The 13053-nt window shown below is 70.4% G+C and carries 11 protein-coding genes; 4 read left to right on the forward strand and 7 right to left on the reverse strand.

Features of this window, described 5'->3' with window-relative positions; translation table 11 throughout:
• Positions 1–14 precede the first annotated feature (14 nt).
• From IE124_RS12080 to IE124_RS12095, 4 genes are all read right to left on the reverse strand, one after another.
• Positions 15–1262 (reverse strand): ketosynthase chain-length factor, encoded by a 1248-nt coding sequence (locus IE124_RS12080; protein WP_189507696.1) that lies wholly within the window; start codon positions 1260–1262, stop codon positions 15–17.
• Positions 1259–2527, reverse strand: coding sequence for a beta-ketoacyl-[acyl-carrier-protein] synthase family protein (locus tag IE124_RS12085; RefSeq protein WP_189507698.1), 1269 nt, complete (start codon positions 2525–2527; stop codon positions 1259–1261). The genes IE124_RS12080 and IE124_RS12085 overlap by 4 nt, the downstream gene beginning before the upstream one ends.
• Positions 2524–2994, reverse strand: a complete 471-nt coding sequence (locus tag IE124_RS12090; protein ID WP_017237472.1) for a cupin domain-containing protein — start codon at positions 2992–2994, stop codon at positions 2524–2526. Before IE124_RS12090 ends, IE124_RS12085 begins: the two co-directional genes overlap by 4 nt.
• Positions 2995–3061: 67 nt before the next feature.
• Complete coding sequence (locus IE124_RS12095) at positions 3062–4183, reverse strand: SchA/CurD-like domain-containing protein (protein ID WP_189507700.1); 1122 nt, start codon at positions 4181–4183, stop codon at positions 3062–3064.
• A gap of 231 nt (positions 4184–4414) precedes the next feature.
• On the opposite strand from IE124_RS12095, the gene IE124_RS12100 reads away from it, so the two are divergent.
• The 3 genes from IE124_RS12100 to IE124_RS12110 all read left to right on the forward strand — a co-directional run bounded on the left by IE124_RS12100 (position 4415) and on the right by IE124_RS12110 (position 8188).
• On the forward strand, positions 4415–6076 hold the full coding sequence (locus tag IE124_RS12100; RefSeq protein ID WP_189507702.1) for an FAD-dependent oxidoreductase: 1662 nt from the start codon (positions 4415–4417) through the stop codon (positions 6074–6076).
• A gap of 521 nt (positions 6077–6597) precedes the next feature.
• Positions 6598–7128: a sortase gene (locus tag IE124_RS12105; RefSeq protein WP_189507704.1), complete on the forward strand. Its 531-nt coding sequence runs from the start codon at positions 6598–6600 to the stop codon at positions 7126–7128.
• Between the two features lie 679 nt (positions 7129–7807).
• A complete protein-coding gene (locus IE124_RS12110; RefSeq protein WP_189507706.1) occupies positions 7808–8188 on the forward strand; it encodes a YrdB family protein in 381 nt (126 codons plus the stop codon).
• A 139-nt stretch (positions 8189–8327) separates the two neighbouring features.
• Here IE124_RS12110 and IE124_RS12115 read toward each other — a convergent pair whose 3' ends face one another.
• Together IE124_RS12115 and IE124_RS12120 are read right to left on the reverse strand one after the other, a co-directional pair.
• Positions 8328–8672 carry a transcriptional regulator gene (locus IE124_RS12115; RefSeq protein ID WP_189507708.1) on the reverse strand — a complete coding sequence of 115 codons (345 nt, stop codon included), beginning with the start codon at positions 8670–8672 and terminating at the stop codon, positions 8328–8330.
• Positions 8669–9181, reverse strand: coding sequence for a hypothetical protein (locus IE124_RS12120; protein WP_189507710.1), 513 nt, complete (start codon positions 9179–9181; stop codon positions 8669–8671). Before IE124_RS12120 ends, IE124_RS12115 begins: the two co-directional genes overlap by 4 nt.
• A gap of 432 nt (positions 9182–9613) precedes the next feature.
• On the opposite strand from IE124_RS12120, the gene IE124_RS12125 reads away from it, so the two are divergent.
• Complete coding sequence (locus tag IE124_RS12125; RefSeq protein WP_189507712.1) at positions 9614–11476, forward strand: glycoside hydrolase family 18 chitinase; 1863 nt, start codon at positions 9614–9616, stop codon at positions 11474–11476.
• 653 nt (positions 11477–12129) lie between these two features.
• Here the strand turns inward: IE124_RS12125 and IE124_RS12130 are convergent.
• Positions 12130–12867, reverse strand: a complete 738-nt coding sequence (locus IE124_RS12130) for a PH domain-containing protein (protein WP_189507713.1) — start codon at positions 12865–12867, stop codon at positions 12130–12132.
• Between the last annotated feature and the right edge of the window lie 186 nt (positions 12868–13053).

Raw genomic sequence — 13053 nt, forward strand, 5'->3', positions numbered from 1 at the left:
CTTCCCGCCCGGTCCTACCGGGCGGACTCGTCGCCGCGGCGCACGACAAGCGCCGCGTTGGATCCCATGAGTCCCCGGCTGAGGACGAGGGCCGTGCGCAGCTCGGCGGGCCGAGCGCGGGACATCACCAGGTCGAGGTCGTGGCAGATGTCGAACACGTTGGGAGTGGGCGGCACCACGCCGTGCTCCAGCGCGAACACCGCGGCGGCGGTGTCCAGGACGGGAGCTCCGCAGTAGGCGCGGCCGATTCCCGTCTTCGGCGCCGTGACGGGGACGCGGGTGGCGTGCGCTCCGAGGGCGTCGGCGATCGCCAGCGCCTCGGCACGGTCCGCCTCCGGTACGCCCAGGGCGTCGGCGAAGACGACGTCGACCTCCTCGGGGGCACACCCGGCCTCGTCGAGGGCGACACGGATGGCGCGGGCGAGTCCCTCCCGGGACTTCTCCCATCGGGAGGCGCCGGTGAACGTGGCGCCGTGGCCGGCCACCACGGCCCGGACGGCCGCTCCCCGGTCGCGGGCACGGGACTCGTCCTCCACGACGAGCACCGCGCCGCCCTCCGCCGGGACGAAGCCGCAGGCTCCGGCGGTGAAGGGCCGGTAGGCGCGGTCCGGGTCCTCGACGGTGCTGAGCTCCGGGTAGCCGAGCTGGCACACCATCGAGTACGGGGCGAGGGGCGCCTCCGCGGCGCCGACGAGCACCGCCCCCGTGCCGCGTCGTACGCCCCGAGCGGCGAGGGCGATGGCGTCCAGGCCGCCCGCCTCGTCGCTCGCGACGACGCCGCACGGCCCCTTGAGGCCGCTGCGGATGGAGATCTGGCCGGTGCTCGCGGCGTAGAACCAGGCGATCGACTGGTACGGGCCGACGAACTTGGATCCCTGGCTCCAGAGCTTCTGGAGCTCTCGCTGGCCGAACTCGCCGCCTCCGGACCCGGCCGCGGTGACCACGCCGATCTCGAACGGCTCCTCGGGGTTCTCCCGGGGGAGGCCGGCGTCGTCGAGGGCGAGCTGGGCCGCGGCCATCGTGTAGTGGCTGAAGCGGTCGGTCTGGACGAGGAAGCGGTCCTCGATCAGGGTGGAGGCGTCGAAGCCGCGGACCTCGCCCGCGACCTTGAGAGGCAGATCCTCGCACCCCTCACGGGTGATCCGGTCCAGTACGCCCAGCCCTTCTCGGACGGACTTCCAGTACGCGTCGGCGCGCTGTCCGTTGGGGGCGATCACGCCGATCCCGGTGACGACCGCGCGCCGTGGACGCTCAGTACTCATCGTGTCCTCCCACCCGATCGCGTCAGGAGTACCGCGGACTGGAAACCGCCGAATCCGCTGCCCACGGAAAGCACGTTCCTGAGCTTCCGGGGGCGGGCGGTGCGCGGCACGTAGTCCAGGTCGCACTCGGGGTCGGGGGTCTCGTAGTTCGCCGTCGGGGGTACCACCTGGTGCTTCAGTGCGAGTACGCAGGCAGCCACCTCGATCGCACCGATCGCGCCCAGCGAGTGCCCCACCATCGATTTGATGGAGCTCATGGGTGTGTCGTACGCGTGCGAGCCCAGGGACCGCTTCACGGCGGCGGTCTCGTGCCGGTCGTTCTGCCGGGTGCCGGACCCGTGCGCGTTGACGTAGTCGATCAGCGTGGGATCGAGCCGGGCCTGGTCGAGCGTGGAGTCGATCGCCCGGGACATCTCCAGCCCCTCGCCGGTCAGACCGGTCATGTGGTACGCGTTGCCGAAGGTGGCGTAGCCGCCGATCTCGCAGTAGATGTGCGCACCGCGTGCCCTGGCGTGCTCGTACTCCTCCAGGACGAGGACGGCCGCGCCTTCGCCCATGACGAAACCGTTGCGGTTGTTGTCGAAGGGCCGGGAGGCGTGCTCCGGGTCGTCGTTGTCGGGCGACGTGGCCTTGATGGCGTCGAAGCAGGCCATGGTGATGGGGGAGATGGGGGAGTCCGACGCACCGGAGATGCAGACGTCCGCCCGGCCTTCCGCGATGGTGTGGAAGGCATAGCCCACGGCGTCGAGGCCGGAGGTGCAGCCGGTGGAGACCGTCTGCACCGGCCCGCGGGCGCCGAACTGCTCGGCCACGACCGAGGAGAGTGTGCTCGGCGAGAACGCCATGTGCAGCTTGGGGTCGGCCGCGCGGTGGTCCACGTCCCACCGCCGCCCGCCCTCGCTGACCAGGACGTAGTCGTGTTCGAGCCGGGTGGTGCCGCCGACGGCGCTGCCCAGGGAGACGGCGACGCGCCAGGGGTCCTCGGCGTCGGTGTCGAGTCCGGCGTCGCGGACGGCTTCTCCGGCGGCGACGACGGCGAACTGGATGTACCGGTCGGCGTGGCGGCTCAGATCCGGATCCAGTCCGTGGTCCGCCGGGTCGAAGTCGCACTCGGCGGCTATGCGGGAGCGCAGCCCGACCGGGTCGAACAGGGTGATACCGCGGGTCGCGGTACGGCCGGCGGAAAGCAGGTCCCAGAACGCCTTCGCCCCGATGCCGCCTGGAGCGACCACACCGATGCCGGTGACGGCCACTCGCCGGTTCACTCGATGGCCCCGCTTCGCTCGGACACCCGTCCCGGGTCGTGCACGGTCAGGTGCGGGCCCGCGGCGGCGAGCTCGGCCTCGTCGGTGATCTCGGTGTCGACGTGACCGAGGCTCGGCCGGGGGGCGAGCGGGCCCAGGTGGAAGACCATGCGGGCCTCCACATCGCCCACGTTGCGGAAGCGGTGCCGTACGTCGATCGGGATCAGGAGGCCCTGATCGGGCTGGAGCGCGTACGTGTCGCCATCCAGATCCACCTCCAGCGCGCCCGAGACCACGTACACGAACTCCTCGGAGTACGGGTGGTAGTGCTCGCCGATGCGCTCGCCGGGCTGGACGATGGCCAGGCCCATGAAGCCGCTGGTGGAACCCACGGTGGCCGGCGTGAGCATGGCCCGCAGGTCACCTCCCCGCCTGCGGTTGGGTTCCGTCTCGCTCAGGTTCACGATGCGTGGACGCTGCTTGAGCATGGTTGCTACCTCCAGATGTGACAGTGACGTGCTGGGGAGCGACCGCGGTGCGAGCCGCGGTCGTCCGTCAGGAGTGCGCCGAACGGTCCGTGACGGGCAGCATGTCCGCGTGCGACAGAAGCCGGTTGATGTTGCGGTCCGTCTCCAGGGAGCCCTCGACGCCGACCGCGGCGCCGTCGAGGAGTCGTTCCAACTCCGCGGCCTTCCCGGGGCCCTTGAGCCCGAGGGAGGCGACGGGGTCGAGGTCGAGGTCGCCCGTGACGTCGACGAGGCGCACCACGATGTCGTCGCGCTGGAACACGGTGCTGCTGTGCACCGGGTTGTCCGGATCGTCCGCGGCGGCCCGGTCCTGATGGGAGAGCAGCCGGGCGAGCGCCATCCCCTGGCCTTCCTTGGCCGGGTAGTACAGCGCGTGCCGTCGCAGGCCGGCCGGAGCAGGCCGGTCGGACACCACATGATGGACGGCGGGCAGCGCCGCCCGGGTGAAGAACACCCTGGCCGACTCGGGGTCGGTCAGGTCCCGGTCCTGCTCGAGGTACGGGTTGATGGCCTCCTCGACCGCTCGCACCTGGGGCTGCCGGGCGACGTGCCGCAGCGCCACGAGTAGGTCGCCCTCCACCTCCACGGCACGCACGACGCGGTTGCCGTGCATGAAGAGGGAGGTGCGACGCAGCCGGGTGTTCTCGTCGACCTGGGCCTGGGGTGACTCGTACCCGGCCAGGATCTCCGCCACCTTCGACTCGGAACCCGGCTTGACGGTGAAGGTGAGGGCATGGCGTGCCACACCGTCGCCCACACGGGGCTCCACCTGCACGTCGGCCGATGCCGCGGTCCGCGAGGCCGGCTGACCGGGGCTCGTCTCCCGGAGGATGCTGTAGCGCATCGACCGGGTGTCCCGGACGCAGCTGTGCATCGGCTTGACGGTTTCGACGTGCTCCTCGCTGTTCACCCATGCGAGGAACGGCGGCGCGCTCTCCCACTCGCTGGTGATGAGCCACTGCGAGGGGTTCTCGATGGACTGGCACAGCTGGTCACTGATGTGGCCGGGCACGGAGGCGACCTGCTTGCGCATGAGCTCGTACGCGTCCAGGAACTGCTGCTGCGCTCCTTCGTACAGGTCGAGCAGGAGGATCACCCGCAGCCTGGAGCCGTCGAACACAGACTGCGAGATGCGTCCCGAGGGGGCCATCCGGCACACCTCTCTCTTCTCGGTGGGGGTGGGAGACGACCTACCTGGCCGAAACGCCGAGGCCGACATGTGTCGATCCTTGACAGGAGCGCCGACAGCGCGCGAGCCGCATGAAGCGGACGAGTGAACCGCGTGTCATCCGGGTGCCCAGGGCACGCGAACCCGTCCCCGAAGGGCATGAATCTGCATCCCATCCCCAACTCGCGTCGCAGGCGACGCCGGAGACGAGCAATGACCCGATTCGACTCGGCCGGGGAAGCAACCGGCCACCGCACGCCCGTACTCATCGTCGGCGGCTCGCTGGTGGGCCTGTCCACCTCGCTGTTCCTGGGGCGTCTCGGAGTGCCGCACACGCTGGTCGAGCGCCATGCCGGCACCTCGATCCACCCGCGTGGCCGCGGCAACAACGTGCGCACGATGGAGGTGTTCCGCAGCGCCGGAATCACGCGGCCCATCCAGGAGGCCGCGTCGGTCCTGTCGGTCAACAACGGGATCCTGCAGACGCCGAGCCTGGTGGGCGATGTCGGCGAGTGGCTGTTCAAGGACATCGACCCCGGCGGCGGGATCGCCCGCTTCAGCCCCGCCGGATGGTGTCTGTGCAGCCAGAACGATCTCGAACCGGTGCTGCTGAAGCACGCCCGGGAGCTCGGCGGAGACCTGCGGTTCTCGACCGAGCTGATGTCCTTCGAGCAGGACGCCGAAGGGGTGACCGCACAGGTCAAGAGCCGCGAATCCGGTGAGCACACCACCATCCGCGCGGACTACCTCGTCGCGGCGGACGGCCCGCGCAGCCCGGTCCGCGAGCGGCTCGGCATCGGGCAGAACGGCCAGGGCGACCTGTTCCACAACGTGAGCATCACCTTCGTCTCCCGCGGTCTCGCGGACGTCGTCGGCGACCGGCACTTCATCGTCTGCTACCTGACGAACCCTGACGCGGACGGGGCCCTGCTGCCCGTCGACAACGGCGAGCGCTGGGTGTTCCACGCCCCGTGGCACCCCGAACGCGGCGAGACGCTCGAGGAGTTCACCGACGAGCGGTGCAGGGAGCACATCCGGCGGGCCGTGGGCGTGCCGGACCTCGACGTGGAGATCACGGGCAGGGCTCCCTGGCACGCGGCCGAGAGGATCGCCGAACGGTACGCGCACGGACGGGTGTTCCTCGTCGGCGACTCCGCCCACGAGATGCCGCCCACCGGGGCGTTCGGCTCCAACACCGGTATCCAGGACGCGCACAACCTCGCCTGGAAGCTCTCCGCCGCGCTGGGCGGCTGGGCCGGTCCCGGCCTGCTCGCGTCCTATGACGCGGAGCGCCGGCCGGTCGCCGAGGTGACGAGCGCCCGGGCCGCGGCGCGGTCGGTCGAGCACAGCCACCCCGGGTACGTCCCCGGCCCCGGAGCCGGCGGCCCCAAGGGGAAGAAGGGCGGCATCCTCAACGAGGTGCTCGGCTACCGCTATCCGCAGGGAGCCGTCCTGGGCACCGACCGGACGATGCCGGTCGTGTCCGACGGACTGAGCCTGACGGGCGAACCCGGAAGCCGGGCCCCCCACATGTGGCTGAACCGCGCCGGTACCCGGGTCTCCACCCTCGATCTGTACGAGCGGTCCCTGGTGCTCCTGAGCTCCGAGGACGGCGCCGGCCACTGGCACACCGCGGCGACACGCGTCGCGCAGCAGCTGTCGGTGCCGCTCGACTCGTACCGGATCGGCGCCGGGCCCGACGCCGAGCTCTCGTCCGCCGGCGACACGGACTGGGCGGAGGTCCACGGCGTCACGCCGGACGGCGCGGTGCTGGTCCGCCCCGACGGGTTCGTCGCGTGGCGGTCTGAAGGAGCGACGGCGGATCCCAGAGCGGTCTTGCAGCGAGCCCTCACGGCGATCCTGGGCCGCGACTGACCGCTCCCTCGTGGCCGAGCACGGCGGGGCTGGAAGCCTTCGTGATGCCCGGGACCAGGCAGCACCGACGTCGCTCGTGACCCTTGCGGCTAGGGGGTGTCGTCACATTCCCGTCTGCCCCGCGGCGTTCCCCCAGCTACCGCTGGGAGGTGCCCCCAGGCACGCACTCTCGCCGCACCGGGTGGAAGCCCACGTACGTCCAGTACGTGGGCTTCCCCCCGGCACGCCGAGAGCATGCACCAGACGCCGCGGGGCCGCCCTTCGGGCGACGACGGGAATTTGACGAGACCCCCTAGCCCGTTCGCGCGCAGGACACCATCCGATCCAGATCACCGAACGAGCCGCCGTGACCTGCGGAAATGATCACCAGCAGGGCGGATCAAGACCCCGACCGGGGGACAGCGCACGCGAATCTCCCGTTGCGGTGCTCCCCGGTCGGGGTTTTTCTCGTGCACGGAGCACAGCACAGGCGCCGCGCTGCCCAGCCGGCCAGGAAAGCTCCGCCGAAGGAGAGAACAAGCATGCGTCTCGCACGTACGGGCCCCCAGCTCGCCCTGGTCCTGAGCGCCCTCGTCCTGTCCGCATCCCCCGCCGTCGCGGCGCCCGACGGTGACGTCCGAGTCAATCCGGGGCAGGCGGCCCCCGGGACCACCGTCACCGTGAGCACGACCGCCTGCGGCAAGGAGACGTACGGCAAGGGCGAGTCGGAAGCGGGCGGGAAGTTCCACCTCCTGCCCGGCGACCGGGAGGGCGTCCTGGTGGGCAAGTTCACGCTCCCGCGGGACGCCGCCTCCGGCACGGACACCGTGACCCTCAAGTGCCCGCCTCGCATCAAGCAGACCGTCTCCTACCAGATCTCCGGCCAGCCGGTCGGTGCGGTGGAAGCGGGCTTCGGCTGGGCCGCAGGCGTAGGGGCAGGGGCAGGCGAAGAGGCGGACGGGGCCGGCGGCGACAGGCTCTACGCCCTGGGCGCGCTGCTCCTCGGCGGCGCCACCGCCGGCGCCCTGGTCTGGACGCGCCGCCGCGCCACCGTCGCCCGGAACGGCGCCTGACCCCACGCCGTCGGTTCCGGTTCCGGCTGCTGTTCCGGTTTCCGGTTTCCGGTTTCCGGTTTCCGGTTCCGGTTCCGGTTCGGCGAGGAGATCCGGACGCCATCCAGCGGAGGCATGATCCGCATGACGCACGGCTCGGTGCAGAGGTCTGGCAGAGCACCATCGGGGCGCGTTCCCTCGGACGGCCCGCGTGGGCGTCGTCCTGCTGCTCTGTCACGCACCGGACGCGGGGCCTCGCGTCCACCGGCGAGGGCGAGCGCTGGCGCACTGCGCCCCCGCCGGCGGCGGACTCCACCGTGCCTGGCTGGTAGGCGGCGAGAGAACCGCTCACGGGGCATCAGTGTCCGCGCATCGCTCGAAGCCCCCATGGGGCCCGGCCCGCTGATCAGGAGCTCAGTCGCTGTCGCAGGTCGGTGGCACACCGGCCGGTCTCACGGCCGTCTCACGACCGTGGCATTTCCTCAGGACGTGGTGGACTGGCCGGGTACAGTGACACCTCGGTCGAGGGTGGCCCGCTTGGTGGGGGCGAGGTCGACGGCGCGAAGGAAGTCAGCGGCCCTGTCCGGGATGTCGAGGGGCTGGTAGCCCCGGAGCCGGGGTGCCCGTGGTTGGCTCTCTTGTCCGCTCTCGGCCGCCGGCGGCTCACGTCCACGGAGGGCCATAGGGGAGGGGATCTCGCATGTCGTCAGGATTCGGGTTTCACGCGTCCACGCTCGTTGTACGGTTCGTTCTGGAACTGGTGTCGCTCGCATGCTTCGCGGTCTGGGCCTGGACGACCGCGTCAGGACCTCTGAGGTACGTCCTTGTGGTCGTGGCCCCGGTCCTTGTGGCCGTGCTGTGGGGTGTGTTCGCCACTCCCGGCGACAAGTCCCGGTCCGGCGGGACGGTGGTGGCGACCCCCGGCGCGCTGCGGTTCCTCCTGGAGTTGGCCGTCTTCTTCGGCGGCGCCCTGGCGCTGTACGCGGCGGGTTCCCATGTTCTGGCCATCACGCTCGCCGGCGTGCTGATCGTCTACCACGCCCTGTCGTGGGACCGCGTGGTCTGGCTGTTCCGACACTGACCCCGGACGGCGTTGCTTCAATCCGACAGGGCACCAGGGAGTCCCACAAGAAAGCGGGCCCCTTCATCACCTTCAGGTAGGCGGTGATGCCGCTCGCGCACCTGGATCGCGGGCCGGACATCGGTGCGCTCGACCGTCGTCATCGGCCCGCCTCCGCGTGGGACTGCTGTTGTGCCGCCCCGTTCACGGGTACGGCACTGTCGACGATGGCCCGGAGTGCCGCCACGTGTCCTTCGAAGGCGGTGCGACCGCGGTCGGTCAGCCGTACCTTCGTGCGGCGGATGCGCCCGCCGCCCTCCTTCTGGATCTCCAGGTATCCGGCCCCCTCCAGGGTGTGGAGCTGCTTGGAGAGCGCGGAGTCGCTGAGCGAGAGGCTGTCGCGGACGAACGCGAAGTCCGCCCACTCGGTGACGGCGAGCAGCGCGACCACCGACAGTCGGGTGGCGGGGTGGATCAGCTCGTCGAAGCCTGCGGGGGTGCTCATCGGCCCGCTTCCTCGTCGAGCGCCGGTCCGCCGCCGCTCCGCACGGAGTCGGCCGCCCAGCGGTTGGCGGGGCCCAGGGAGAGCAGGTATGCGGCCACTCCGGCCGTGGCCTGGATGAGACCGGCGTAGATCGGTTCCAGCGGCTCTGTGAGGTGGTCCGCCAGTACGATCGTTCCGCCGACCAGCACCGCCGCCGCACCGAACGCGGCCCACATGCGCCCGGGACAGCGGGTGTGGTGCAGTTGCATCCGGCTCCTGCGGCTCCTGCTCACGATCAGCAGGCTCAGCAGGCCGACGTAGGCGGCCACGAACAGTCCGACCCCCCACCCGGGCAGGTCCATGCCGACGCCGGCGAGGAACACCCACATGAGCGCGGCCGTGCCGTAGGTCATGCCGCGTCCGCCGGACGCGGAGCGCTCGAACTCGTCGTAGACCCGCTCCTGCGGCACTCGGATGCGCTGAAGATCCTTCCATGCCTGTTCGGCATCCACCGACGTGCTCACGGTCATCGCCCTCCGTCCCCGGTTACTTTCCCACCAGGAAAGTAACTCCTTTCCTGGTAGGCAAGTCAGCGGTCCGCCGGCGCGGGGAGGCGTGGAGCGTACTCGGCCCGGGAGGTCCGGCGAGGGATGCTCGTGGGTCGAGCAGCCGTCGCAGCGGGCATGGGTCGAGCGGTCGCTGCAGCCCCGGTGAGGCGTCCCTCAGGGCGGGCCGGCCATGCACGGGACAGGTCGTCCACGGGCGAGAGGCGGATCGACGCGTCACGCCGTCAGATGTCAACGACCTCTTGGTCCAGACCTCTTGACGATTGGTCTAGTCCTTCCTAGGGTCGCGGGAACACTGCGGTGGGTGCCAAGGAAGGACACCACGCACTCAGGGACACGCAGGGTTGACAGGTCAGGGACCACCCCTGCCCGCCGAACCTCACCCGAGGAGCTTCCTTGAGCACCGAAACGCGGCGGCGCCGCACCAGATCGGCACAGAGCATCATCCCGAACAAGCGGTCCAAGGCCCTCGCGGGCGCCACTGCGCTACTCCTTCCGCTGGCCGCCATGGTCGGCCTCGCCGCCCCCGCGGAAGCCGCCGCCTCGGCCACCGCCACCTACGCCAAGGCCTCCGACTGGGGCTCGGGCTTCGAGGGCAAGTGGACGGTGAAGAACACCGGTACCACCACGCTCACCTCCTGGACCGTCGAGTGGGACTTCCCCGCGAGCACCAAGGTCACCTCGGCCTGGGACGCCACCGTCACCAACTCCGCGAACCACTGGACCGCCAAGAACCTCGGCTGGAACGGCACCCTCGCCCCCGGCGCCTCCGTCTCCTTCGGCTTCAACGGCAGCGGCACCGGCGCCCCCACCGGCTGCAAGCTCAACGGCGCCGCCTGCGACGGCGGCACCACCCCTGGTGACAGCGCCCCCTCCGCCCCGGGCGCGCCCACCGCGAGCGACCTCACCGACACCTCGGTGAAGCTGTCCTGGGCGGCCGCCACGGACGACAACGGCGTCAAGAACTACGACGTCAAGCGGGACGGAGCCACCGTCGCCACCGTCTCCGGCACCACCTACACCAACACCGGCCTGACCGCCGGCACCGACTACAGCTACACCGTGGTCGCCCGCGACACCGCCGACCAGACCGGCCCGGCCTCCGCCGCCACGGCGGTCCGCACCACCGGCGGCGGTGGCGGCGAGAACCCAGGCGGCAGCGGCAAGATCAACCTGGGCTACTTCACCAACTGGGGCTCCTACACGGTGAAGAACCTGGTGACTTCGGGCTCCGCCGCGAAGATCACGCACATCAACTACGCCTTCGGCAACGTGCAGAACGGCAAGTGCACCATCGGCGACCCCTACGAGGACTACCAGAAGTCCTACACCGCCGCCCAGTCCGTCGACGGCGTCGCCGACACCTGGGACCAGCCGCTGAGCGGTCACTTCAACCAGCTGCGCAAGCTCAAGGCGCAGTACCCGCACATCAAGGTCCTCTGGTCCTTCGGCGGCTGGACCTGGTCCGGCGGCTTCGGCCAAGCCGTCCAGAACCCGGCCGCGTTCGCGCAGTCCTGCTACGACCTGGTCGAGGACCCGCGCTGGGCCGACGTCTTCGACGGCATCGACCTGGACTGGGAGTACCCGAACGCCTGCGGTCTCACCTGCGACACCAGCGGCCCGGCCTCGATCAAGAACATGATGCAGGCCATGCGCGCCAAGTTCGGCCCGAACAACCTGATCACCGCGGCCATCACCGCCGACGGCTCCAACGGCGGCAAGCTCGACGCGGCCGACTACGGCGGCGCCGCGCAGTACGTCAACTGGTACGACGTGATGACGTACGACTACTTCGGCACCTGGGCCGCTCAGGGCCCGACGGCCCCACACTCCCCGCTGACCTCGTACTCCGGGATTCCCGCGCAGGGCTTCAACTCGGCCGACGCGATCGCCAAGCTGAAGGCCAAGGGCGTACCCGCCTCCAAGCTGCTGCTCGGCATCGGCTTCTACGGCCGCGGCTGGACCGGCGTCACCCAGTCCGCCCCCGGCGGCACCGCGACCGGCCCGGCGGCCGGCGTCGAGCCGGGCAACCAGTACTACAAGGTCCTGAAGACCACCTGCCCGGCCACCGGCACGATCGCGGGCACGGCGTACGCGCACTGCGGCACCGACTGGTGGAGCTACGACACCCCCGCCACCGTCGGCACCAAGATGGCGTGGGCCAAGAGCCAGGGTCTGGGCGGCGCGTTCTTCTGGGAGTTCAACGGCGACACCGTCGACGGCGAACTCGTGAGCGCGATCAGCAACGGCCTGAAGTAACCTCGGGCACGACCACCGAGCCCGCCCGCCCCGAACAGGGGCGGGCGGGCCGCGTTCCGGCTGCGGGCCCGCGGATGTCGTTTCCCGGCGCGATGACCGTCACGCTGCCGAACTGGCCGTCGAAGAGGACCAGATGGACCTGCTCAGGCGCACGAAGGGCGGGAAGACTACCGGCGTCACGAACCGGCAAGGGGAATGGGTCCCGGCCCACGTCACGTACACCGTGGGCTTCCTCGGTGAAGGTGTGCGCGGCAACGTGTGCTGACGTGCCCGGACGCAGACACCAGGCCGACCATCAAAAGCGCCGTCGGTCCGCCTGGCTCAGTGGTGTGGGGGCCGTGTCCGGCGCATTGGCCGGCGGGACATTGCTCTCAGGCGCTGACCCGAGAACGGCCATGGCCTACGCAATGGGCGCCGTCAGCGCCGTGGGTGCGACAGCAGTCGCACCGGAGTCGAAACTGAGGGTTGCCGAGCGGGCTGCGGACCACCCGAAAGCGGCCATCTCGTTCGGGGCATGGGGAACGGCGTACTACGACGCCCCCTATGTTGCAGACGAGAATGTCAGCGGGAGAAAAGTCATCTCTGACCAATGCGGCTCCCGGATAGGAGAAGAGCCCCGACCAGCACACTGCGCCAGGGCTCTTCAAGGCACATCAGATGCTGTTCAGGATCGCCGTGCGATGCTCCTGGTACTCCGTGTCCGTGATCGCCCCTGCCACCCGCAGTTGATCCAACGTCGCCAGACGCGACGCCACGTCCTGCGCCCCTGCCGGCATCCCGCCCCAAGCGGGCGGCGCCACCTGGGTATTGGCCGTCGCGAGCAGCATGCGGAGCCGACCGGACAACGCCTCACCGGGAGCCTTGGCCACGGACTTGATGTCCGCTCGGTTGCCCGACGAGAACACCGACAGCGTGCCCATCAGTATCCCAGCGGACCACTGCACCGACGAAACGTTGATCAGCGGGAAGTCCTCCAACTTCTGGGACATCATCCCGTGCCTGAAGAAGACCAGCCTCATGTTCGTGAGTGCCACGAGACCGTTACCGCCGCCGTAGATGCCCGAGGCGAGCATGTCGACCTGCTCGCCCGCCCACAGCACCGACGGCAGGTTCTCGATCTCCCGCCTGGACCCGATCGCCGGCCCGGCCTTCTCGGCCGCCGCGTCGATGTCCGGCCGCACGTTGTACTTCCCCATACCCCACCCCTTCTGTCGTGGACCGGATGCTATCCGTCGATCCCGCCCGCCCGGAGGTGAACTGTGGGCCTGAGGAAGAAGGACGTGCCGGCCGCCGAGGCCGACGAGGAGGCCATCCAGCAGCTGCACGCCGCGCGCCTCGGCCGGAACGAGATTGCCCGCCACGGGGCGAGGCGCTCGCACCGTCTCGGTCATCGCCACACCATCCGGGCGGCCGTCGAGCGAGGCGAGTGGGTTTGCGCCCGGGAGGCCGTACAGGAGCTGTGTGGCGGTCTCCCGTCGTCTCCGTTGAGAGCCGCGGCCCGCCGGACGGAAACTCGGAGGTACCCGCGCCCGCTCCTCTGACAGACTCGCGGCGATACGCAAGTGGTTCCAGGGGTG

Source organism: Streptomyces narbonensis (assembly GCF_014649015.1).
Lineage (GTDB): Bacteria > Actinomycetota > Actinomycetes > Streptomycetales > Streptomycetaceae > Streptomyces > Streptomyces narbonensis.

Bases quoted from the DNA above. Each gene is read 5' to 3' on its own strand.
- IE124_RS12080 (WP_189507696.1), bottom strand. From the start codon at position 1,262: ATGAGTACTGAGCGTCCACGGCGCGCGGTCGTCACCGGGATCGGCGTG.
- IE124_RS12090 (WP_017237472.1), bottom strand. From the start codon at position 2,994: ATGCTCAAGCAGCGTCCACGCATCGTGAACCTGAGCGAGACGGAACCC.
- IE124_RS12095 (WP_189507700.1), bottom strand. From the start codon at position 4,183: ATGGCCCCCTCGGGACGCATCTCGCAGTCTGTGTTCGACGGCTCCAGG.
- IE124_RS12100 (WP_189507702.1), top strand. From the start codon at position 4,415: ATGACCCGATTCGACTCGGCCGGGGAAGCAACCGGCCACCGCACGCCC.
- IE124_RS12105 (WP_189507704.1), top strand. From the start codon at position 6,598: ATGCGTCTCGCACGTACGGGCCCCCAGCTCGCCCTGGTCCTGAGCGCC.
- IE124_RS12110 (WP_189507706.1), top strand. From the start codon at position 7,808: ATGTCGTCAGGATTCGGGTTTCACGCGTCCACGCTCGTTGTACGGTTC.
- IE124_RS12115 (WP_189507708.1), bottom strand. From the start codon at position 8,672: ATGAGCACCCCCGCAGGCTTCGACGAGCTGATCCACCCCGCCACCCGA.
- IE124_RS12120 (WP_189507710.1), bottom strand. From the start codon at position 9,181: ATGACCGTGAGCACGTCGGTGGATGCCGAACAGGCATGGAAGGATCTT.
- IE124_RS12130 (WP_189507713.1), bottom strand. From the start codon at position 12,867: ATGACCGAGACGGTGCGAGCGCCTCGCCCCGTGGCGGGCAATCTCGTT.